Origin of the sequence: Arthrobacter sp. BL-252-APC-1A (assembly GCF_009696625.1) — a bacterium.
Classification (GTDB): domain Bacteria; phylum Actinomycetota; class Actinomycetes; order Actinomycetales; family Micrococcaceae; genus Arthrobacter_B.
Window position 1 is genome coordinate 83,965 of record NZ_VULS01000007.1, and the last position, 20,955, is coordinate 104,919.

Annotated in this window: 20 protein-coding genes, 1 pseudogene and 1 riboswitch; of the genes and pseudogenes, 15 read left to right on the forward strand and 6 right to left on the reverse strand. The window is 65.0% G+C overall.

Features of this window, described 5'->3' with window-relative positions:
• The first annotated feature begins 25 nt into the window (after positions 1-25).
• A complete protein-coding gene (locus FYJ28_RS11775; RefSeq protein WP_154579411.1) occupies positions 26-415 on the forward strand; it encodes a DUF1801 domain-containing protein in 390 nt (129 codons plus the stop codon).
• A 6-nt stretch (positions 416-421) separates the two neighbouring features.
• On the opposite strand, the gene FYJ28_RS11780 is transcribed toward FYJ28_RS11775, so the two are convergent.
• On the reverse strand, positions 422-1,786 hold the full coding sequence (locus FYJ28_RS11780) for an MFS transporter (protein WP_154579412.1): 1,365 nt from the start codon (positions 1,784-1,786) through the stop codon (positions 422-424).
• A 193-nt stretch (positions 1,787-1,979) separates the two neighbouring features.
• On the opposite strand from FYJ28_RS11780, the gene FYJ28_RS11785 reads away from it, so the two are divergent.
• The 6 genes and pseudogenes from FYJ28_RS11785 to mnhG form a co-directional block, all read left to right on the forward strand.
• On the forward strand, positions 1,980-4,988 hold the full coding sequence (locus tag FYJ28_RS11785; RefSeq protein WP_326831681.1) for a Na+/H+ antiporter subunit A: 3,009 nt from the start codon (positions 1,980-1,982) through the stop codon (positions 4,986-4,988).
• Positions 4,985-5,473 carry a Na(+)/H(+) antiporter subunit C gene (locus FYJ28_RS11790; RefSeq protein WP_055239056.1) on the forward strand — a complete coding sequence of 163 codons (489 nt, stop codon included), beginning with the start codon at positions 4,985-4,987 and terminating at the stop codon, positions 5,471-5,473. Before FYJ28_RS11785 ends, FYJ28_RS11790 begins: the two co-directional genes overlap by 4 nt.
• Positions 5,470-7,080 (forward strand): Na+/H+ antiporter subunit D, encoded by a 1,611-nt coding sequence (locus FYJ28_RS11795; RefSeq protein ID WP_055239057.1) that lies wholly within the window; start codon positions 5,470-5,472, stop codon positions 7,078-7,080. Before FYJ28_RS11790 ends, FYJ28_RS11795 begins: the two co-directional genes overlap by 4 nt.
• A 14-nt stretch (positions 7,081-7,094) precedes the next feature.
• On the forward strand, positions 7,095-7,676 hold the full coding sequence (locus tag FYJ28_RS11800) for a Na+/H+ antiporter subunit E (RefSeq protein ID WP_154579483.1): 582 nt from the start codon (positions 7,095-7,097) through the stop codon (positions 7,674-7,676).
• Between the two features lie 26 nt (positions 7,677-7,702).
• The gene (locus FYJ28_RS11805; RefSeq protein ID WP_055239708.1) at positions 7,703-7,930 is read left to right on the forward strand and encodes a monovalent cation/H+ antiporter complex subunit F; all 228 of its coding nucleotides are present in this window, start codon (positions 7,703-7,705) and stop codon (positions 7,928-7,930) included.
• A 2-nt stretch (positions 7,931-7,932) separates the two neighbouring features.
• A pseudogene (gene mnhG, locus FYJ28_RS17370) lies at positions 7,933-8,274 on the forward strand (monovalent cation/H(+) antiporter subunit G); the annotation flags it as partial.
• 294 nt (positions 8,275-8,568) lie between these two features.
• Here mnhG and FYJ28_RS11815 read toward each other — a convergent pair.
• Complete coding sequence (locus tag FYJ28_RS11815) at positions 8,569-8,832, reverse strand: DUF4235 domain-containing protein (RefSeq protein WP_055239059.1); 264 nt, start codon at positions 8,830-8,832, stop codon at positions 8,569-8,571.
• A 92-nt stretch (positions 8,833-8,924) separates the two neighbouring features.
• Positions 8,925-9,064, forward strand: a riboswitch (TPP riboswitch).
• Between the two features lie 52 nt (positions 9,065-9,116).
• On the opposite strand from FYJ28_RS11815, the gene FYJ28_RS11820 reads away from it, so the two are divergent.
• The 3 genes from FYJ28_RS11820 to FYJ28_RS11830 are packed head-to-tail and all read left to right on the forward strand — an operon-like array spanning position 9,117 to position 12,064.
• Entirely contained in the window at positions 9,117-9,719 is a 603-nt protein-coding gene (locus FYJ28_RS11820; RefSeq protein WP_055239060.1) for an ECF transporter S component, read from the forward strand.
• The gene (locus FYJ28_RS11825; RefSeq protein WP_055239061.1) at positions 9,720-11,249 is read left to right on the forward strand and encodes an ABC transporter ATP-binding protein; all 1,530 of its coding nucleotides are present in this window, start codon (positions 9,720-9,722) and stop codon (positions 11,247-11,249) included.
• Positions 11,246-12,064, forward strand: coding sequence for an energy-coupling factor transporter transmembrane component T family protein (locus FYJ28_RS11830; RefSeq protein WP_154579414.1), 819 nt, complete (start codon positions 11,246-11,248; stop codon positions 12,062-12,064). The genes FYJ28_RS11825 and FYJ28_RS11830 overlap by 4 nt, the downstream gene beginning before the upstream one ends.
• A 59-nt stretch (positions 12,065-12,123) precedes the next feature.
• Here FYJ28_RS11830 and FYJ28_RS11835 read toward each other — a convergent pair whose 3' ends face one another.
• Entirely contained in the window at positions 12,124-12,999 is an 876-nt protein-coding gene (locus FYJ28_RS11835) for an aminodeoxychorismate lyase (RefSeq protein WP_154579415.1), read from the reverse strand.
• Positions 13,000-13,089: 90 nt separating this feature from the next.
• On the opposite strand from FYJ28_RS11835, the gene cls reads away from it, so the two are divergent.
• The gene (gene cls / locus FYJ28_RS11840) at positions 13,090-14,556 is read left to right on the forward strand and encodes a cardiolipin synthase (RefSeq protein WP_055239064.1); all 1,467 of its coding nucleotides are present in this window, start codon (positions 13,090-13,092) and stop codon (positions 14,554-14,556) included.
• 19 nt (positions 14,557-14,575) lie between these two features.
• Here cls and FYJ28_RS11845 read toward each other — a convergent pair whose 3' ends face one another.
• Genes FYJ28_RS11845 through FYJ28_RS11855 form a run of 3 tightly spaced genes read right to left on the reverse strand, consistent with a single transcriptional unit; the run spans position 14,576 to position 16,565 of the window.
• Complete coding sequence (locus tag FYJ28_RS11845; protein WP_195840662.1) at positions 14,576-15,175, reverse strand: AAA family ATPase; 600 nt, start codon at positions 15,173-15,175, stop codon at positions 14,576-14,578.
• The gene (locus FYJ28_RS11850) at positions 15,172-15,681 is read right to left on the reverse strand and encodes a low molecular weight protein-tyrosine-phosphatase (RefSeq protein ID WP_154579417.1); all 510 of its coding nucleotides are present in this window, start codon (positions 15,679-15,681) and stop codon (positions 15,172-15,174) included. Before FYJ28_RS11850 ends, FYJ28_RS11845 begins: the two co-directional genes overlap by 4 nt.
• A gap of 44 nt (positions 15,682-15,725) precedes the next feature.
• Entirely contained in the window at positions 15,726-16,565 is an 840-nt protein-coding gene (locus FYJ28_RS11855) for a methyltransferase domain-containing protein (RefSeq protein ID WP_442778587.1), read from the reverse strand.
• Between the two features lie 140 nt (positions 16,566-16,705).
• Here FYJ28_RS11855 and FYJ28_RS11860 point away from each other — a divergent pair, with 140 nt between their 5' ends.
• From FYJ28_RS11860 to FYJ28_RS11875, 4 genes are all read left to right on the forward strand, one after another.
• Complete coding sequence (locus tag FYJ28_RS11860) at positions 16,706-17,152, forward strand: flavodoxin family protein (RefSeq protein WP_154579419.1); 447 nt, start codon at positions 16,706-16,708, stop codon at positions 17,150-17,152.
• A 178-nt stretch (positions 17,153-17,330) separates the two neighbouring features.
• Positions 17,331-19,211 carry a molecular chaperone DnaK gene (gene dnaK / locus FYJ28_RS11865; protein WP_055239069.1) on the forward strand — a complete coding sequence of 627 codons (1,881 nt, stop codon included), beginning with the start codon at positions 17,331-17,333 and terminating at the stop codon, positions 19,209-19,211.
• Positions 19,212-19,213: 2 nt separating this feature from the next.
• Positions 19,214-19,834: a nucleotide exchange factor GrpE gene (locus FYJ28_RS11870; RefSeq protein ID WP_055239070.1), complete on the forward strand. Its 621-nt coding sequence runs from the start codon at positions 19,214-19,216 to the stop codon at positions 19,832-19,834.
• 99 nt (positions 19,835-19,933) lie between these two features.
• Positions 19,934-20,929: a DnaJ C-terminal domain-containing protein gene (locus FYJ28_RS11875; protein WP_195840663.1), complete on the forward strand. Its 996-nt coding sequence runs from the start codon at positions 19,934-19,936 to the stop codon at positions 20,927-20,929.
• The last annotated feature ends 26 nt before the right edge of the window (positions 20,930-20,955 follow it).

Sequence of the window (20,955 nt, forward strand, 5' to 3'; positions counted from 1 at the left end):
TCGGCACGGTGCCAGATTGTCCTGCATGGAACCCGCAGAATTAGATGCCCTGACGGACTACCTGGCTGCCCTGGACCACCCCATGTCCTCGGTGGTGCGGCACCTGCGTGAGGCCATCCTTTCGGTTGACCCGCAGATCCGCGAGAACATCAAGTGGAACGCGCCGAACTTCACCCTCCGCGATGACTTCGCCACGTTCAACCTTTGGCGGCCGGACAACGTCCAGGTAGTGCTGCACACCGGTGCAAGGCCCAAGCCTGACCATCGGGAGATCACCGTCAATGATCCGCACAAGGTGCTGCGGATGGTTGGACGGAACAGGGGAGTCATCACGCTCTCCAGCCGCGCAGCCGCGGAAGCGGCCATGGCGGACTTCACCGACGTCGTGCGGCAGTGGGTAGCCCAGCTGGAATAGCGTCTGCTAAATCTCGGGAACGACGGCCCTGGGGGTGCGGTCCGGGGAACGGACCGGCAGGAGCGCCAGCAGTCCCAGGAGCAGGACCAGCAGGATTCCGATGATGCCGTAGCGCTGTGCCCCGAATATGGCGATGAACGCAGCGAACAGCGATGGTGCAAGGAAGCTCACCGCGCGGCCCGTGGTGGCGTAAAGCCCAAACAGTTCGGCCTCCTCGCCTTCGGGTGCCAGCCGTGCGAGGAAGGCACGGGAGGCGGACTGCGCCGGTCCCACGAACAGGCACAAAGCGAGGCCGAAGATCCAGAACGTAGTGTCTCCGGTCCATTCCAGGCCCAAGACGCTGACATCGCCCGCTCCCAGGACAGCGATGGCAGATCCGGCCAGCAGCAGGCCGGTGAGAGCTCCAACGATCACCGGTTTGGGGCCAATCCGGTCGTCCAGGAAGCCTCCGGCGAACGATCCAGCTGCTGCGACGATGTTCCCGAAGATGGCGAACATGATGACCTGGGGCAGCTCCCAGCCGAAGGTTCCGCCGGCAATCACGCCGCCGAAAGTGAACACTGCGGCCAGCCCGTCCCGGAACACGGCACTGGCCAGCAGGAAGAAAATGGTGTGCGGGCTGGTCTTGTAGATGGCCTTGATTCGGCGGAACAGCAGGCCGTAGGACGCGAAGAATCCGATTTTGGCGGCGCGCTGCCGCGGGACCTCGGGGACGGTGAAGAAGATTGGCAGGGAGAACACCAGGAACCAGACAGCGGAGAAGACTGCCACTGCACGGATGTTCTGGCCATTCTCTGAAGTGACTCCGAACCACCCGACATCCGGGTTGATGAAGCCCACCAGCACCAGGGCGAGTGCGGCGATGCCACCCACGTAGCCCATGGCCCAGCCGAACCCGCTGACCCTGCCGATAGTGGAGGGTGTGGAGACCTGTTTGAGCATCGCAAAGTAGTTCACGTTGGCGAACTCGAAAAACACATTGGCCAGCGCGATCAGGGCGACGCCGAGCAGGAGGAAGTTCTCACCCGGATAAACGAAGAAGCACAGGCCGGTTGCTATGCAGACCGCAACTGTATTGATGCCCAGCCACAGCTTGCGGCGCCCGCCTGCATCCGAGCGCTGGCCGGCAACGGGCGCCAGTACGGCTACCAGCACACCCGCAACCGCCAAACCCGCCCCGAGGACGGCAGAAGCGTGATCTTCGCCACCAAATGAGTCGGATGTCAGATAGACGGTGAATACAAAAGTCGTCATGACGGCGTTGAAGGATGCCGATCCCCAGTCCCAGGAGGCCCACGCCCAAACCTCCCGCCGTCGCGCTTTAGCGGGGGCCCCGGAGTGTCCGGGGGATGCGTGCGTCGTCGAAGCCATGATCCAGATGCTAGCGGGCAAATGGGTGCGAAAGGAGAAGGGACGCGTCACAAATCTGCGGCGGATGCAAGGGGCACTGAATGTGACCGGCGCTTATGCCTCAGCTAGAATAAACGAAGCCCCTCGACCCGACGTTGATAACTAAAGCTGTGTTCTGACCTGCAAGGCCCATCAGAGAACCCGGGAGATCTACGTGCTATTTGTGCTAACCGTTCTATTTGCGGTGGCACTAGTGGCGCCCTTATTCTTCCGCCGGATTGGCAGGTCTGCTTTCTATCTCCTGGCGGCAGTTCCGGCCGGCGCTTTCATCTGGCTCATGGCAACTTACCCCCGGTACATCGACTCGGACCAGTCCCTGGCTTCCGGGGCCCCGAACGCGCCGCCGTCGGTCATCATTTCCTGGATCCCGGACCTCCGCGTGGAACTCGCGTTCCGGATGGACGCGCTCTCCGCCGTCCTGGCAATACTCATTCTTGGCGTCGGCTCCCTGGTGCTCTTCTACTGCGCCCGGTACTTCCGTCCGGAAGATCCGAAAATGGGCAGCTTCGGCGCCCAGCTGCTGGCCTTCGCCGCGGCCATGTTTGGTCTGGTTACCGCAGATGACCTGATCCTGCTGTTCATCTTCTGGGAACTGACAACAATCCTGTCCTACCTGCTGATCGGCTACGCGGCCCACCGGCTCTCGGCACGGCGTGCAGCGCTGCAGGCCCTGATCGTCACCACCTTCGGCGGGCTTGCGATGCTCGTGGGCATGATCATGCTCGGCTCCGCCGCAGGCACTTACCGGATATCCGAGATCATGGCGATGGCTCCGGAACTGGCAGCCAGCGGAGTCATCGTCGACGTCGCCGTCGTCCTGCTGCTGCTTGGTGCGGTTTCCAAGTCCGCGCTCTTCCCCTTCCACTTCTGGCTCCCGGCCGCCATGGCCGCGCCCACCCCGGTCAGTGCCTACCTGCACGCCGCCGCAATGGTGAAGGCCGGCATCTACCTCGTCGCCCGCCTGGCCCCGGGATTCTGGGAAACAACCTACTGGACCCCGGTCATCACCGTGCTGGGCCTTGCCACCCTGCTCCTGGGCGGCTGGCGCGCACTGCGCCAGCACGACCTGAAGCTGATGCTTGCCTACGGAACTGTCAGCCAGCTCGGCTTCCTCACGCTCGTTGTGGGGCTGGGCAACCGCGAAGCGGCACTGGCCGGGCTGGGCCTGCTTGTTGCCCACGGGTTCTTCAAGGCCACCCTGTTCCTGGTTGTGGGCATCATCGACCACCAGGCCGGTACCCGAGACATCCGCAAGCTTTCCGGCGTCGGGCGTTCGGCTCCCATACTGGCCGTTGTTGCGGCCATTGGCGCAGCATCCATGGCGGGCCTGCCGCCGCTGCTGGGATTCGTGGCCAAGGAATCCGTCTACGAGACCTACGTCCACTTCGCCGAGGAACAGGGCACGCCTACGGCTGTGGTGCTGCTCATCGGCGTGGTTGCCGGTGCCATCTTGACCTTCGCGTACAGCTGCCGGTTTGTGTGGGGCGGCTTTGCCACCAAGGAATCCTGCAAGCCCACAGCGTTCAAGGCGATTCCGTGGCCCTTCCTGGCACCTCCGGCGCTCCTCGCAGCTGCCACCGTATTCTTTGGCCTCTGGCCCAAGCCGCTGGACACGATTATCAGCCCGTACGCGGATCTTTACCCGCTGAAGGGCGAAGCGACGCACCTGGCGCTTTGGCACGGCCTGACCCTGGCCCTGGGCCTCACTGCCCTGACGATCGCGGCCGGAAGCCTGCTGTTCTGGCAGCGCACCCGGATGGAGAAGTTCCAGGCCCGTGTCGCAAGCCCGCTTGATGCCGAGCGTTCCTACCGCGGCCTGATCGGCATCCTGGACGACGCCGCTGTCTGGGTCACCGGCCGCACGCAGCGTGGTTCGCTGACGTTCTACCTGTTCGTCATCCTGAGCATGGCAATCGTTACCCCGCTGAGCGCCGTCCTGCTTCGCAACGCGCCAATGCCGGAGAACTTCTACTGGTTCGACACCCCGCTGCAGGCAGTGGTGGGTGCAGCTGTGGTGATCGGTGCCGTGGGTGCAGCCCGGGCCAACAAGCGGTTCCTGGCCGTGCTTATGGTCAGCGTGAGCGGCTACGGCATCGCGCTCATCTTCGCCCTGCAGGGCGCACCGGACCTGGCCCTGACCCAGATGCTGGTGGAAACGATCGTCCTGGTGGCCTTTGTCCTGGCGCTGCGTTCCCTGCCTGCCCGGCTCTGGAAGCGCGAGCCTACCGGCCAGCGGCTGCTCCGTGCCCTGCTGGGAATCAGCTTCGGCGCTGCCATGGTGGTCTTTGCGATGTCCGCAATGGCGTCCCGGGTTGCCGAGCCCATTTCACTGTCCTACCCCGAACTTGCCTACAAGGGCGGAGGCGGACTGAACATCGTCAACGTGACCCTGGTGGACATCCGCGCCTGGGATACCTTCGGTGAAATCTCCGTCCTGGCCATGGCTGCTACCGGCGTCGCATCCCTGATCTTTATCCGCGGCCGCGGCGACAAGCGCCGCCGTGCCAACGAAGTGGCAACCGGTTCAGTGGACCGGGGCCGCGAGCACTTCGCCTCCTCCGAGCGTGAAGCCGCAACCCTGGCGCTGGCCCGCAAGTTCTCCTCGGTGGCGCGTGAAGCCTGGCTGGTAGCCGGACGGACGCTCGCTCCCGAACGCCGCTCCATTATTTTCGAAGTCGTCACCCGCCTGCTGTTCCACTCGGTGATCATCTTCTCCATCTACCTGCTCCTTGCCGGGCACAACACCCCCGGCGGCGGCTTCGCGGGCGGCCTGATGGCCGGACTGGCGCTGACCATCCGTTACCTTGCCGGCGGACGCTTCGAGCTTGCCGAAGCAACTCCCGTCAGCGCGGGCACTTTGCTGGGCGGCGGACTGGGCCTCGCTGCCCTCTCCGCGGCAGCTCCGCTGTCCTTCGGCGGACAGGTCCTGCAGAGCGCGATTATCGAGTTCACCTGGCCGGTCTTCGGGGACATCAAGTTCGTCACCTCCACCATCTTCGACATTGGCGTGTACCTGGTGGTGGTCGGCCTGGTGCTCGACGTCCTGCGCAGCCTCGGGTCTGAAATCGATGAACGCAGCGAAGGCGGTTCAGACGATGACGACGACGATGACCTGGTGGAGCCCGAACCCGAAATCCTTGAAACGGAAGGAGTGTCCCGATGAGCGTCAACATCACGCTGCTGCTCATCATGGGCGCACTCTATGCGGCGGGAATCTACCTGGTGCTGGAACGCAGCCTGACCCGGGTGGTGCTGGGACTGGCCATGATGACCAACGCGACCAACATCCTGCTGCTCGCCACGGGCGGGTACCAGGGGCTGGCACCGCTGTTCAACGCTGAGATCCCGCCGGAAGACTACAACGACCCGCTGCCGCAGGCGTTCATCCTCACCTCGATCGTTATCTCCTTCTCCGTCACTGCCTTCATGCTGGGCATCATTTACCGCTCCTGGGTGCTTGGGCGGCAGGACGAGGTCCAGGACGACATTGAAGACCGCCGCGTGGCCAGCCAGAGCAGCTACGACGCGGAAGACGACGCCGATGTCCCCGAGGACACGACTGAGTTCACGCCGGCTGATGAGGCCGAAGAAGCACCCGGTTCGCAGCGCGGACAGGGCACCGGACCTACAGGAGAGGCAAAACGATGAACGCTTCCAGTTTTGCCCCGCTTGCCGTCGTCCTGCCGTTCTTCGGCGCCGCGCTGGCATTCCTCCTGATCCGGCACCAGCGCTCCCAGCGGATCGTCTCGATCAGTGTGCTCACCCTGACCCTGGTGCTGGAATGCATCCTGCTCGGTGCCGTGTGGCAGACCGGCGCGCAGGCGGTGAACCTGGGCGGGTGGATTCCGCCGTTCGGCATCACCATGGTGGTGGACCAGTTCTCCGCACTGATGCTGGTGGTCTCCACGGCCATCAGCCTGGCCGTGCTTATCTATGCTGCCGGCCAGGGCATGACCGACGGTGATGAAGACGGACCTATTTCGATCTTCCATCCGACCTACCTGATCCTGGTTGCCGGAGTCTCGAACGCGTTCCTGGCCGGGGACCTGTTCAACCTCTACGTCGGCTTCGAAATCCTGCTCACCGCCAGCTACGTGCTGATGACGCTCGGCGGCACCACACCCCGCATCCGAGCGGGAGTGACCTACGTCGTCGTCAGCGTCATTTCCTCGGTGCTCTTCCTTACCGCCATCGGCATGATCTACGCCGCGACCGGCACCGTGAACATGGCCGACCTGGCGATCAAGCTGGGCGAGCTGGACCCGGGAACGCAGATGATGCTGCACCTGATGCTGCTGGTTGCCTTCGGCATCAAGGCGGCCGTGTTCCCGCTGTCCTTCTGGCTCCCTGACTCCTATCCCACGGCTCCTGCACCGGTCACCGCCGTGTTCGCCGGCCTGCTGACCAAGGTTGGCGTCTACGCCATGGTCCGGACCGAAACCCTGCTGTTCCCCGGAGACCGGATCAACACGCTGCTTATGGTGGTGGCCGGGCTGACCATGCTGGTGGGCATCCTCGGTGCCCTGGCCCAGACCGACATCAAACGTATGCTCTCCTTCACCCTGGTCAGCCACATTGGCTACATGGTCTTTGGCCTGGCGGTGGCCTCCGTCGTGGGCATTGGAGCGGCTGTCTTCTACGTGGTCCACCACATCACGGTCCAGACCAGCCTGTTCCTGGTCACCGGCCTGATCGAACGCCGCGGCGGCACTGCCAACATGGACCGGCTGGGCGGGCTGGCCCGGCTGTCCCCGCTCCTGGCCGTGCTCTACTTCATCCCGGCCATCAACCTTGCCGGCATTCCGCCGTTCTCCGGCTTCCTGGGCAAGCTGGGCCTCATGCAGGCCGGCGTGGAGCTCGGAACCCCGCTGGCCTACATCCTGGTCGCAGCAAGCGTGCTGACCTCGCTCCTCACCCTGCTGGTAATGGCGCGGGTCTGGAACCGTGCCTTCTGGCGGACTCCGGAGGATGCCGTACACCCGGATCCGATTCTGCTGGCCACTACTACGGACGGCAGCACCGTCCGCGACTCCGGCAACGTGAGCGGACAGAGCAGCGGGCGCTTTGGCGGCCGTTCCACGGTAAACCTGCTGCCGAAGTCCATGGTCTACCCGACCGTGGGCCTGGTGGCGCTGGGTGTGTCACTGACCATCCTGGCCGGCCCCCTGTTCTCCCTGAGCGACGACGCAGCGCAGGACCTGCTGGACCGCACTCCGTACATTGAAGCCGTCCTGGGCGAAGGGAGTGCACCGTGACCAAGAAAGCACGCATGCGCAGCCATCCCCGGATTCCGCTGCTGAAGGAACTGCCGCTGATCATCTGGCTGGTCCTGCTCTGGGGAGCCCTTTGGCAGGACTTCAGCCTGGGCAACCTGGTTTTCGGCGCGATCATCGCCTTCGTAGTCACCAACATCTTCTACCTGCCGCCCGTGGACCTGTCCGGCCGGTTCAATCTCATCTACGCCGCCGGGTTCGGAGCACGCTTCCTCCGGAAACTGGTGATCGCCAGCTTCCACGTGCTGTGGCTGGCTACGGTCCAGGGCCCCCGGATCAGGAACGCCGTCGTGGCCGTGAAACTGCGCAGCCATTCGGACCTGCTGGTCACGGCAACCGGCCACGCGCTGTCCCTGATCCCCGGCTCGCTGGTGGTGGAAGTGGACCGTTCCACGTCCACCCTGTACCTGCACTGCCTGGGTGTGGACAGCCAGGAAGCCGCCGAGAAGATCCGGGATGACGTGCGGGCCACTGAATCCTGGCTGATCCGGATGATGGGCACCAAGGAAGACCTGGCGCTGGTCCGGGCTGAACAGAAAGACCTGAAGGAACTGCGCGCAGGGGAGGTCAGCCGGTGACTGCTGTAATCATCGTCGTTTCGGTCATGCTGGCGGTCGCTGCCGCAGGGGCCATTTTTAGGATTATCCGCGGACCCTCCATCCTCGACCGGGTACTCGCTGCGGACGTGCTGCTGGCGATCGTCGGCGGCGCGCTGATAGTGGACATGGTCGTGTATCGGAACTTCGACTTCCTTGCCCTGGTGATCGCGATTTCGCTGATCGGCTTCATTGGCTCCGTGACCGTGGCCCGCTTCGTAACGGACCGGAGGTAGCCGTGAGCGAGACTGTGATTGACGTGATCGTGGCGGTCCTGCTGCTGGGCGGCGCCACCATGTCCCTGGCGGCGGCAATCGGCCTGACCCGGTTCCCTGACCTGATGAGCCGGATGCACGCTGCGTCCAAGCCGCAGGTGCTTGGCCTGCTGCTCTTCCTGCTGGCCATGGCCGTGGAGTTCCGCAGCTGGGTCCTGCTTCCGGTGCTCGGCCTGTGCTGGATCTTTATGCTGCTCACCGCTCCGGTCTCAGCCCACATGGTGGGCCGTGCGGGTTACCGGACCAAGCACCTTCGTCCGGAGCTGCTCACCATCGATGAGCTCGATGATGTTGTGGAACGGGCCCAGCAGCTGATGTTCGAGGCCACGGCAGAGAAGAAAGATGCAGAGGACTCTGCGGACCCGAAGGTCGACGACGATCCCGGACAGGAGCCCGACGGCACCTACTACACGGGGGAACTCAGCGACGAGGACCTGGCGCAGGCCAAGGCTGAGGAGGAAGCTGCCTCCCGCCCTCCGGGACGCAGCCGCGAGGGCTGATCCGGCTCCCCAAAAGAAAACCATCGAGATGACAGAAACTGCCCGTATAAACGCTCATACGGGCAGTTTCTGTCATCTCGATGGTGGAACGAAGCCGGGTTAGACGACCTCGGGAGTGCGGCTGTAGCGGGCGATCGCGCGCTGCGTGCCGCGGTTGGTCAGCACCCGGATAACCTGGCTGACAGCTCCGGAAACCAGGGCAAAGATGACGGCGGAACGCAGGCTTGCGTCCAGCGCGCCGTCCTTGTCCTTGGGTGGCTCATTGCCCGTGGCTTTGGTCCAGACAAAATCCAGGATCTTCGCGGAGGCCAGGCCCGCGCCCACGCTGACACCGGTGCCCAGCAGTTTCAGGATCAGGTTCATGAGTGCTCCTTGTGTTGTGCGTTGGTATTGCTCCCTACGCTACCTGCCGCACAGGGATTCCTCTCGGATCTGCGTGTACAGTGGACCTCGCATACATACGACAGGGGAGCGCCGCTTCCCGGCTCCGGGCCATCCGGAAGCCGGTTTTCGGGCGCTGAGAGTGCGGAACAAGCCGCAGACCCTCGAACCTGCTCCGGTTAGTACCGGCGAAGGGAGTCGAGTTCTCAGGGGTGCACCGCCGCAGGCGGTTTTCCCTCCCCTCCTGAATCCAGGAGGAACCTTCCATGCAAGAAACCACTTTCACCACTGCGAGAAACCGGTCATCCTGGCGCGTAGTGGACATTGTTGTCGCGTCCGTTCTCGCCGTTGCTACCGGCGTTGTGTTCTGGGCCTGGTCACTGGCCTACGGCGGTGTGGCTGCCCTCTTCGTTGCCTTCCCTCCGCTGGGCGGGCTCTACACCGGCGGCTGGCTGATCGCGGGCGTCCTTGGCGGACTGATCATCCGCAAACCCGGAGCGGCACTGTACTGCGAAGTCCTCGCTGCAGCCGTTTCCGGTGTGCTGGGAACCCAGTTCGGCTTGTCCGTGCTGCTTTCCGGCGCCATCCAGGGCCTGGGCGCGGAGCTGGTGTTCCTGATCTTCCTCTACCGGAAGTTCACTCTTCCGGTGTCCCTGCTTGCCGGACTGGGCTCGGGCATTTTCCTCGGGGTCAGTGAAACCATCCTCTACATGCCTGAATGGGCATTCCAGTGGAAGGCGCTCTACGCCGTATTCGCCGCCGTATCCGGGATGATCCTCGCCGGAGCGTTGTCCTGGCTGGCCGTCCGGGCCCTGGCACGGACGGGGGTCCTCTCCGCCTTCGCTTCAGGACGGACGGCGGACGCGTAGATGGACCGGAGTATTTCCGCGGTGTCCAGGCCTGTGGCTGTTACCGCGCGGGACTGGGGCTGGCGGCACGCCGGCCGCAAGGCGCCGGCAGTTCAGGGCGCATCTTTTGAGATCTCAGCGGGGGAGAGGGTGCTCCTGCTGGGCGCGTCCGGGGCAGGCAAATCGACCTTGCTGCACGCGCTTTCCGGCGTACTGGGAGAGGACACCGGCGGCACGGAGAGCGGAACGCTGGCGCTCGACGGCGTCCACCCGCAATCAGCACGCGGCCGAGCCGGGCTGCTGCTCCAGGACCCGGACTCGCAGATTGTGCTCTCCCGGGTGGGCGACGAGGTTGCCTTCGGGGCGGAAAACCTTGGCGTTCCGCGCACGGAGATCTGGGCGCGGGTGCAGTCTGCCCTCGACGACGTTGGGCTGGCCCTCCCGCTGAACCACTCCACTGCTGCGCTTTCCGGCGGTCAGAAGCAGCGGTTGGCTCTGGCTTCCATCCTGGCCATGTCCCCGGGGCTGCTGCTGCTGGACGAACCCACCGCCAACCTGGACCCGGAGGGTGTGCTGGAGATCCGGGACGCCGTCGCCCGGGTTCTGGACCGGACCGGCGCCACCCTGATTGTGGTGGAGCACAGGGTTGCCGCCTGGGCGGAACTGGTGGACCGGGTGATAGTGCTCGACGCCGGCGGGGGACTGCTGGCGGACGGCCCGCCGCAGGAGGTACTCACCGCCGAGCGGACACGTGCCCGGCTTACTGAGGCCGGAGTCTGGCTGCCCGGCGCCGCCCAGTCCATTCCGGAACCTTCTGCTGCTGATCCTTCGGCGGAAGCGCTGCTGAACGCCCGTGAACTGGAAGTGGCGCGGACGGCAAAGGGCCCAGCGGTGCTCAGCGGCGTCAGTCTTTCCCTCAAGGCCGGTGACGCACTTGGCATTACCGGTCCCAACGGTGCTGGAAAGTCCACGCTGGCCCTGACCCTTGGCGGGCTGCTGCGTCCCCGGGGCGGCACCCTCGAGGCAGCTCCCGGGCTGGCCAGGGAGGCAGGAAGCATCCCGTCGAAGTGGAAGTCTGCCCAGCTCGTTACCCGGATCGGGACGGTGTTCCAGGAACCCGAGCACCAGTTCCTGACCGGCAGCGTGCGGGACGAACTCGCCTTCGGTCCACGGCATGCCGGACGCGGGGACTCCGAAACAGCGGCAACGGTGGAGTCCCTGGCCAGCCGGCTGCGGCTGCACGGGCTGCTGGGCGTCAACCCGTTTACGCTGTCCGGCGGGGAGAAACGCAGGCTGTCGGTGGCCACCATGCTGGCTACCGCACCGGACATCCTGCTCCTGGACGAACCGACCTTCGGGCAGGATGCGAATACCTGGCGCGAACTGGTGGCGCTGCTTGCCGAACAACGCCGGGATTCGGGCTGTGCGGTCGTGTCGGTGACGCACGACCGGGAGTTCATCGCGGCCCTGGGCGGGAGCGTACTGCAGGTCCAGAACGGCACTGCCCGGCTGCTGCCTTCTCCACAGCGAATGACGGGAGAGGCAGCATGAGTGCGCCGGCCATCCAGCCCGCGGCTCCGGGAGCCCTTCCTGCATCGGGAGCCTCACGCCTCGCCGCGGCCAACCCGCTGGCCACCCTGGGCGCCGCCGTCGCGGTCACAGCCGCCGTCCTGCTGACCGTGGACTGGGTCAGTGCCACGGTGGTTCTGGCCGGTGAGCTGGCACTGCTTCCGCTGCTGCGCATCAACCCGTGGACCCTGGTGAAACGGATCTGGCCCCTGCTGATCGCTGCATTGGTGGGCGCCTGGGGGACGGCACTGCTGGCCGAGAAAACCGGAGAAGTGCTGCTGGATGCCGGTCCGCTGCTGTTCACCGCGGATTCGGTGGCGGCAGGCATCGCCATTGGGCTTCGCGGCCTGGCGATCGCACTGCCTGGCATTTTCCTGCTGGTCACCGTTGATGCCACGGACCTCGCTGATGCGCTGGCCCAGCGGCTGCATCTGCCGTCCAGGTTTGTGCTCGGTGCGCTTGCGGCGATGCGGCTGGTAGGGCTGCTGGTGGAAGAATGGCGCACCCTGGGACTGGCCCGGCATGCCCGCGGGGCCGACGCCGCAGCCTCCCCTCTGGGCAGGCTCCGCAACTTCCTGGGGCAGGGTCTGGCGCTGCTGGTCCAGGCCATCCGCCGGGCAACCCGGCTGGCGGTAGCCATGGAAGCGCGCGGATTCGGCAGCGGAGAACGGACATGGGCACGTTCGTCCACGTTTAGCCGCATAGACCTTTGGGTGCTCGGTTACGGAGTGGGACTGGCGGCCGCCGCCGTGGCCGCTTCGGTGGCTGCGGGAACATTCAACTTCATCCTGACCTAGGACACGGCCGGCCGGGGGCCTGCTCCATCTTCGAACCTCGCGCCCGGCCCTCACCGCGGCTACAGGACGGTTTCCACCAGGGCCGAGAGCTCGGCCGTCAGTTCGGCGGACACCGGCAGCGGTTCGCCGTCGACTGACTTCACCGGTGCCAGCAGGCGGATGCTGGAAATCAGCCACACGCCGTCCGCCTGCATCAGGTGGGATGGTTCCAGCGGTCCGTAGCCAAGCTGCCAGCCGGCATTCTCCGCGGCGGCAAAAAGCGCACTCTGGGTGGTGCCGGGCAGGATCCCGCTTTCGAGTTCGGGAGTGAGCAGGGTCTTGATTCCGTCCTCGACCACAGCCAGGACAACGGTGGAGGTGGGACCCTCCAGGACCTTGCCGTCCGAGGAAGTGAAGATGACGTCGTCTGCTCCGTGCTGTTTCGCGAAGCGGATGGCCGCCATGTTCACGGCGTAGGAGAGCGTTTTGGAGCCCAGGAGCAGCCACGGGGCACGCTCTGCCACGGAAGAGTCGTAGCCGCGGTCCAACAGGAGCACGTCCAGGCCTTCTTCACGCTGCTTCGCCGTCGAATCCGGCACCGGGGAGGCTGCCACCCATGCGGTTGGGACACCGGCGCCCTCGGGGCCGCGGGTCAGCATCAGTTTCACCACTGCGGGCACCCCGCTGTGGACACGCTCAAACTCGGCCAGCGCCGTCGTGATGGCGGCCTCCCAGAGGGCAGAGGACGGGAAATCCAGCTGCAGCGCTGCAGCTGAAGACGCCATCCGCTCCAAATGCATGGCCAGTTTCCGGGGATGCCCGTCCACCGCCAGCATCGACTCGAAAACACCGTCACCGCGGGTGACCCCAAGGTCCGTAGCCATCAGCTGCGGCTTGGAAGCATCGGCCACGCGGCCGGCCGGGAACGCGGGATCCAGGAATACCAAAACTGTCATGAAGCAAGCCTAGTGCGCCCTGTGTGCCAAACCTGGCTCCCGTCCGGCTAGGCTGAAGGGACGGTTGGGTGGTCGGAGGGACAAGCGCGCGTGTGGTGGACGGTTACTGCTCCAAACTGGCTTGCGACAAGTCTGACGATCCTCGACTTCGCGATCCGGATCATTGCGCTCGGCGTTGTGCCTGGAAACCGCCGTCCCACCACGGCCATGGCCTGGCTGCTGGCGATCTTCTTCCTGCCGGTCCCCGGGATCATCCTGTTCACCCTGTTCGGCAACCACAGGCTTTCTGAACAGCGTGTCGAACGCCAGACCATGATCAACCGCAGGGTCCGCGAGAACACCCGCGAGCTCGAGGCCGAGTCCAGCTCCTACTCAGGGCCGGATTGGGTACTCTCCGCCGTGGAACTGAACCGGCGGCTGGGATCGCTTCCCAGCCTGGACGGCAACAAGGTCGAGCTTCAGCGGGACTATGAGGAATCCATCCGCCAGATGACGGACGCGGTGCGCGGGGCTGCCAAGTACGTGCACGTCGAGTTCTACATCATGAGCTACGACGCCGTCACCCGGGAATTCTTTACCGCGCTGAAGGACGCCGCCGAACGCGGCGTGACCGTGCGCCTCCTGTTCGATCACATTGGCACCCTGAGGGTAAAGGGCTACCGGCAGCTGCTCAAGGAACTGAAGACCAGCAGGATCCAGTGGCACCCCATGCTTCCCATCCAGCCCCTGCGCGGCCACTGGCGGCGGCCGGACCTGCGTAACCACCGCAAGATCCTTGTAGTGGACGGAGTCATCGGCTTCACCGGGTCGCAGAACCTGGTGGAACCGGGCTACCGCAAACCCCACAACCACAGGATGGGCCGCAAATGGGTGGAACTCATGAGCCGGCTCGAGGGGCCGGTAGTGGATGAAATCAACGTGGTGTTCGCTACGGACTGGAACATGGAAACGGACGAGAACCTCGAACAGGAGCTCAGCCTGTACGAGTGGACCTCCAAGCCCGGGGACATCACCTGCCAGGTAGTCCCCTCCGGGCCCGGTTTCACCACGGAGAACAACCTGCGGCTGTTTACGTCGCTGCTGTATTCCGCCTCCGAGCGCATCTCCATCACCAGCCCGTACTTTGTGCCGGATGATTCGCTGCTGTACGCCATTACGACGGCGGCCCAGCGCGGCGTGCAGGTTGAACTGTTCGTCTCCGAGCGCGGCGACCAGTTCCTGGTGGACCATGCCCAGCGTTCCTACTATGAGGCACTGCTCGACGCCGGCATCCGGATTTGGCAGTACCCCGCACCGCTGGTGCTGCACGCCAAGCATTTCACCGTGGACAACGATGTTGCCGTGCTGGGTTCATCCAACATGGACATGCGTTCCTTCTCGCTGAACCTGGAAGTTTCAATGATGATGTTCGGCGGGAACATCGTGGAGAAGACGCGCCAGATCGAGGACACCTACCGCAGCCTGTCCAAGGAACTGATCCTCGAGGAATGGCGCAACCGGCCGGTCTGGCAGCGCTACGTGGACAACGTTGCCCGGCTGACGGCCACCCTGCAGTAGCCTGCTCCCGAACCTGCCCTTACCGCCCTTGCCGTCCCCAGCCTGCTGACGGGAGCGGAAGCGCCTCCAGCGCGCGCTTTACGTACAGGTGGAGCTGGCCGGACGCGGTTCCCGTGGAGACAACGATGTCCGCAGCATCAGCCACCGGATCAGACGCTGCCCAGGCCCCTTCCTGTGCCGCCCACCGGTCCCAGTGCGGCGCGTAGGTTTCGCCGTCGCGGGCCAGTGCGCGCTCCTTCCGGAGCTGCTCCGGTGCCTGGATCCACACCACCGCGTCCAGGAGATCACGGGCAGCACGGTGTCCGGCGCCAACACCTTCGAAGACCACGATGTCCGCCGGTTCGGTCCGGTGCGTCTGGGCGTAGCATCCGGCGACCCAGTCCCAGGCCTGCCACAGTGCGGGTTCACCGGCGGCCAGCGGGGACAGGACCTTGAGCCGGTAATACTCCATCCCGTCCCGCAGTCCGTCCCACCCGGCATAGACATCTTCCAGATGGAAGACTTCCACGGAACGGCGGGCACGCAGCTCAGCCGCCAGTGCCAGTGCCAGGCTGGTCTTGCCCGCGCCGGAAAAACCGTCGATGCCGATCAGTAGCGGACGCGTTGCCTGAACTCTCACGGGTGCCGGTCCGCCAGCGCAGACCGGACAAAGTCCACAACACCCGGCACAGCAGCCTGGATCAGGGCGTAGGAGGAATCGAAATCGGACATGTCGCCGTACCAGGGATCGTCAATGCCCTGCCCGCTGGCCGGCAGGTCCGCGGCGGCGGGGTCGAAGCTGCGCAGCATCCGGATCCTGGAGCGGAACCCGGACGGGGCTTCTGCCTGCAAATGAGTCAGGTGTCCGTAATCCAGGGCGAGAATAAGGTCCCGTTCCCCATACCATTCCGGCTCAAAGGCACGGGCCCGGAAGCTGTCGACGGCGGGTTCGGGATAGCCGTGATTGAGGAGCTCGGCGGCAGCGCGGGGATCAATGGGCCGTCCCGCTTCCCAGGCAGTGACACCCGCGGAATCAACTGCCGTTTCTGCCGCCAGCCCGGCTTCGGCGAGCGCCTGGGCAAGAATGAACTGGGCCATCGGGGAGCGGCAGATGTTGCCGGTGCACACCGTAATGATGCGGTACATCGCTTAAGCCTACCCAGCCGCAGTGCGGCGGGCCGGAAACCGGATCACACCCGCGCGAGGAGTTCGCCGTTGGGAATCAGGAACCAGCCGTCAGCGGCCTCGCCCCAGCGCAGCCACGCTTCTGCGATCCGGGCCAGGTCTGCCCGGGAAGCGAGGCCGCGTTCAACGGCCTGCTCTGCGTAGGCCGACTGGAGTACTCGCTGCGACCAGGCACCGGCGTGCCAGCGGCGGCGGTCTTCCGTGGCGTACAGCCAGTTCGAGGACGACGGCTCCAGCTCGGTGAAGCCTGCCTCCAGGGCCCAGCTCACCAGCCGGCGTCCCGCATTGGGTTCAGCCCGGTTGCCGCGCGCAATTCGCTGGTAGGTGTCCATCCATTCGTCCAGCTCGGGCAGTTCCGGGTACCAGCTCATACCGTGGTAGTCGGCGTCGCGCACTGCCACCAGGCCGCCTGGGCGGGTCACCCGGCGCCTTTCGTGCAGCGCTGCCACCGGGTCGGTCAGGTGCTGCAGCACCTGGTGCGCGTGGACCACATCGAACGTGTCATCCGGGAAATCCAGGTCGTAGACGTTCCCCGGCAGGAACTCCACGTTCTCCGTGCCGCGCTCGGCGGCCAGAGCCCGCGCCTGCACCAGCACATCCTCGGAACGGTCCAGTCCCGTGACCCGGCCGGGCGCGGCCACCGCCGCGAGATCCACGGTGATGCTGCCGGGACCGCAGCCAACATCGAGAATCCGGTGCCCCGGCTGCAGGCGGGGCAGGAGGTAAGCGGCAGAGTCACTGGCGCTGCGGGCGGCGTGGGCGTTCACCACGCTGCGGTGGTGTCCATGCGAATACGTGTCCTGGGGCATAGCAGGACGATACTCGGGTCGCAGGATGGAATGCAGGCAATGCGCCCCGGCCGGTCATGCTGTGTCATATCCGCTGCCGGAGGGCGCGGATTGGGCAAACCCTTGTGCCGCGCACCGTGTCGGTGCCTTGATGGAAGGTGATGTAACCGGGACCTGCAGAGGAAAGGGAACCGTGCATGAAAGCCGTCGTCCTGTATGACTCTGCCTTCGGCAATACCCGGCACATTGCCGAGGCCATCGCGCGCTCATTGGACGGGACCGGTGCGGAAGCAGTACAGGTTCCGGAGTTCCGTCCGAAGGACCTCCATCCCGGTGACCTCCTGGTGGTAGGCAGCCCGATCAACGGCTGGCGTCCCACGCCGATCATTTCGGCAGCACTGGAAGCATTCGGGCCCGATCAGCTGCACGGTGTCAAAGCCGCCGCCTTCGATACCCGGGTGCGGCTCTTTGTCCACGGGGATGCGGCCAAGAAGCTGAGCGATGAGCTGCGGCAGCACGGGGCTGAGATCATTTCCGCCCCGCAGCCCTTTTACGTGAAGGGAACCGAGGGGCCGCTCCTTCCGGGAGAGCTTGAAAAGGCTGAATTCTGGGCCCGATCCCTGCTCCACGCAGTTGGGCGCTGACGGCGCTGCCATAGCGGGCCAAAGTTGAGTGAGTATCACTCAACTTTGTTGACAAACCCGCACCGGCCGGTAAAGTTGAGTGCAGAACGCTCAATATGCGCTACGGGTGGCTGCCGTTGATCTCCGGGATCCGGAAGTCTCCGGCGGCCATCGTTTTCCAAGGAAAGAGGAAGCAAATATGTCACGTGCAGTAGGTATCGACCTCGGAACAACCAACTCCGTAGTCTCCGTCCTCGAAGGCGGCGAGCCCACCGTCATTGCCAACGCCGAAGGCGGCCGGACCACCCCGTCGGTCGTCGCTTTCGCCAAGTCCGGTGAAGTCCTGGTTGGCGAGATCGCCAAGCGCCAGGCCGTCAACAACATTGACCGCACCATTTCCTCGGTCAAGCGCCACATGGGCACCGACTGGAACGTGGACATCGACGGCAAGAAGTACACCGCCCAGGAGATCTCCGCCCGTATCCTGCAGAAGCTGAAGGCCGACGCCGAAGCCTACCTGGGTGAAAAGGTCACCGACGCCGTCGTGACCGTTCCTGCCTACTTCAACGACGCCGAGCGCCAGGCCACGAAGGAAGCCGGCGAAATCGCCGGCCTGAACGTGCTGCGCATCGTCAACGAGCCCACCGCCGCTGCCCTGGCCTACGGCCTGGACAAGGGCAAGGAAGACGAACTGATCCTCGTCTTCGACCTCGGCGGCGGAACCTTTGACGTCTCCCTGCTGGAAGTCGGCAAGGACGAAGACGACTTCTCTACCATCCAGGTCCGCGCCACTGCCGGTGACAACCGCCTTGGCGGCGACGACTGGGACCAGCGCATCGTTGATTACCTGCTGTCCCAGGCCAAGGCAAAGGGTGCAGACCTGTCCAAGGACAAGATCGCCCTCCAGCGACTGAAGGAAGCTGCAGAGCAGGCCAAGAAGGAACTCTCCTCGGCCACCTCCACCAACATCTCCCTCCAGTACCTCTCGGTGACCCCCGAAGGCCCCGTCCACCTGGACGAGCACCTTTCCCGGGCCAAGTTCCAGGACCTGACCAAGGACCTGCTGGACCGCACCAAGAAGCCGTTCAACGACGTCATCTCCGAAGCGGGCATCAAGGTCTCGGACATCGACCACATCATCCTGGTGGGCGGCTCCACCCGTATGCCTGCCGTCTCCGAGCTCGTCAAGGAACTGGCCGGCGGCCAGGAACCGAACAAGGGCGTGAACCCGGATGAGGTTGTTGCCGTAGGTGCAGCCCTGCAGGCAGGTGTCCTGAAGGGCGAGCGCAAGGACGTCCTGCTGATCGACGTCACCCCGCTCTCCCTGGGCATCGAGACCAAGGGCGGCGTGATGACCAAGCTGATCGAGCGCAACACGGCCATCCCGACCAAGCGCAGCGAGACCTTCACCACCGCTGACGACAACCAGCCTTCCGTGGCCATCCAGGTCTTCCAGGGCGAGCGTGAGTTCACCCGGGACAACAAGCCGCTGGGCACCTTCGAACTGACCGGTATTGCACCGGCTCCGCGCGGGGTGCCGCAGGTTGAGGTCACCTTCGACATCGATGCCAACGGCATTGTCCACGTCTCCGCGAAGGACAAGGGCACCGGCGCTGAGCAGTCCATGACCATCACCGGCGGTTCCTCCCTCTCCAAGGAAGACATCGACCGCATGGTCCGCGAGGCGGAAGAGCACGCTGCGGAGGACAAGAAGCGCCGTGAGGCTGCCGACGTCCGCAACTCCGCTGAGCAGCTGGCCTACTCGGTGGACAAGCTCCTTTCCGACAACGACGACAAGCTGCCCGAGGACGTCAAGTCCGAGGTCAAGGGCGACGTCGATGCGCTGAAGAAGGCACTGGAAGGAACCGACAACGACGACGAGGTGAAGAGCGCGTTCGAGAAGCTGCAGGCTTCCCAGACCAAGCTCGGCGAAGCGATCTACTCGCAGGCCCAGGCAGCAGGTGACTCGGGTGCCGGCGCAGCCGGTGGCTCTGCCGACGGTGAGAACGCAGGCGGCTCGGCAGCCGGCGATGAAGACATCGTGGACGCCGAAGTCGTAGACGACGAAGAAAAGAAGTAGCCATGGCTGCTGAGAACGGCAACGGAAACCAGACCCCCGGCAACGAGCCGGAGGAAAACCAGGAACCGCAGTCGCAGCAGGCAGGATCCTCCGAGGCGGGCAGCCAGCCCGCCCCGGAGGGAGGCAGCGCCGAAGGCGATGCGCTCTCCCAGGCCGAAGAGATCCTGAACAGCGCCGGGGCCGAGGCCCCGGCGGCTGCCGGATCCCCTGAAGCCGCAGAGCTGCGCAATGACCTGCTTCGCCTGCAGGCGGAGTACGTCAACTACCGCCGCCGCGTGGAGCGGGACCGCGACGTCGCCCGGGAAATGGCAGTGATCGGAATGCTCAATTCCCTCCTGCCTGTCCTGGATGACATCGAGGCGGCCCGCAAGCACGGGGACCTTGCTGAGGGCCCTTTCGCATCCATCTCGGTAAAGCTGGAAAATACGCTCAAGGGCTACGGCCTGACCCGGATCGATGAGACCGGGGTGGAGTTCGATCCGAACGTCCACGAAGCGCTTATCCAGCAGCAGAGCCCCGACGTCACCTCGGACACCGTTACGCAGATCCTGCGCACGGGCTATAAGTCCAACGACAGGGTGCTGCGTGCGGCACAGGTGATCGTCTCCGTTCCGGAGCAGTAGCACTTCACGCCGGGGACCGCCGCTTCGGCGGTCCCCGGCGGCTCCGCATCGGAGCAGGCCCAAGCGTTGTTTATGCAAGACAGAGGAAGGGGACACCAATTGGCTAGCCAGGATTGGGTCGACAAGGATTTCTACAAGATTCTGGGTGTTCCCAAGGACGCTTCCGACGCCGACATCAAGAAGTCGTACCGGAAGCTCGCCCGCAAGTACCACCCGGACCAGAACCAGAATGACCCTGCCGCGGAGAAGATGTTCAAGGACGTCTCCGAGGCATACTCGGTGCTCTCCGATGCCGAGGAGCGCCAGCAGTATGACGCCATCCGCGCCATGGGCAGCGGTGCCCGGTTCTCGGCGGGCGGCGGAGGCGGCCCGGCAGGAGGTGCAGGTGCGGGCTTCGAGGACATCTTCGGCGGCCTCTTCGGCCAGCCGTCCGGCCGGTCCCGCCGCACTACCTACAGCACCGGCGGCGGCAATATTCCGCCGGAGTTCGCCGACCTCTTTGGCGGCGGCGGCTTTGGCGGGGGAGGAGGCTTCGGTTCAGCACCGCCGCAGAAGGGTGCCGACCGTACAGCCAGCACTACGATTTCCTTTGCCGGCTCCATCAACGGCACGGTAATCGGGCTGCGCGAGCCGAGCGGCGAAGTAGTGGAAGTCCGTGTCCCGGCCGGGGTCAAGGACGGCCAGCGGATCCGGGTCCGCGGCAAGGGGATGCCCGGCGCTGCCGGCAACGGGGACCTTATGGTCACGGTGCACGTCACCCCGCACGACTTCTTTGTCCGGGACGGGAACAATATCCGCATCCACGTTCCAGTGACGTTCCCGGAGGCGGCACTGGGTGCCACGATCGAGGTTCCTACACTGACCTCGGACAAGGTGAAGCTCAAGGTGCCGGCGGGAACACCGTCCGGGCGCACGCTGCGGGTCAAGGGCCGCGGCGTACACACCTCCAAAGGCAACGGCGACCTCCTGGTGACTGTTGACGTGGCGGTTCCCTCCCACCTGAACAAGGATGCCAAGGCAGCGGTCGAAGCCTTCGCCGAAGCCACCAGGGGCGAGGACCCCCGCGCTGGACTGGCCGCCAAGGCGCGTCTCTAGGACCTCGGCGGTCCTTGGCCGGTGCC

Excerpts from the sequence above, each read along its gene's own strand:
- FYJ28_RS11775 (WP_154579411.1), top strand. The coding sequence starts at position 26 with ATGGAACCCGCAGAATTAGATGCCCTGACGGACTACCTGGCTGCCCTG.
- FYJ28_RS11780 (WP_154579412.1), bottom strand. The coding sequence starts at position 1,786 with ATGGCTTCGACGACGCACGCATCCCCCGGACACTCCGGGGCCCCCGCT.
- FYJ28_RS11790 (WP_055239056.1), top strand. The coding sequence starts at position 4,985 with ATGAGCGTCAACATCACGCTGCTGCTCATCATGGGCGCACTCTATGCG.
- FYJ28_RS11795 (WP_055239057.1), top strand. The coding sequence starts at position 5,470 with ATGAACGCTTCCAGTTTTGCCCCGCTTGCCGTCGTCCTGCCGTTCTTC.
- FYJ28_RS11800 (WP_154579483.1), top strand. The coding sequence starts at position 7,095 with ATGCGCAGCCATCCCCGGATTCCGCTGCTGAAGGAACTGCCGCTGATC.
- FYJ28_RS11805 (WP_055239708.1), top strand. The coding sequence starts at position 7,703 with ATGCTGGCGGTCGCTGCCGCAGGGGCCATTTTTAGGATTATCCGCGGA.
- FYJ28_RS11815 (WP_055239059.1), bottom strand. The coding sequence starts at position 8,832 with ATGAACCTGATCCTGAAACTGCTGGGCACCGGTGTCAGCGTGGGCGCG.
- FYJ28_RS11820 (WP_055239060.1), top strand. The coding sequence starts at position 9,117 with ATGCAAGAAACCACTTTCACCACTGCGAGAAACCGGTCATCCTGGCGC.
- FYJ28_RS11825 (WP_055239061.1), top strand. The coding sequence starts at position 9,720 with ATGGACCGGAGTATTTCCGCGGTGTCCAGGCCTGTGGCTGTTACCGCG.
- FYJ28_RS11830 (WP_154579414.1), top strand. The coding sequence starts at position 11,246 with ATGAGTGCGCCGGCCATCCAGCCCGCGGCTCCGGGAGCCCTTCCTGCA.
- FYJ28_RS11835 (WP_154579415.1), bottom strand. The coding sequence starts at position 12,999 with ATGACAGTTTTGGTATTCCTGGATCCCGCGTTCCCGGCCGGCCGCGTG.
- FYJ28_RS11850 (WP_154579417.1), bottom strand. The coding sequence starts at position 15,681 with ATGTACCGCATCATTACGGTGTGCACCGGCAACATCTGCCGCTCCCCG.
- FYJ28_RS11860 (WP_154579419.1), top strand. The coding sequence starts at position 16,706 with ATGAAAGCCGTCGTCCTGTATGACTCTGCCTTCGGCAATACCCGGCAC.
- dnaK (WP_055239069.1), top strand. The coding sequence starts at position 17,331 with ATGTCACGTGCAGTAGGTATCGACCTCGGAACAACCAACTCCGTAGTC.
- FYJ28_RS11870 (WP_055239070.1), top strand. The coding sequence starts at position 19,214 with ATGGCTGCTGAGAACGGCAACGGAAACCAGACCCCCGGCAACGAGCCG.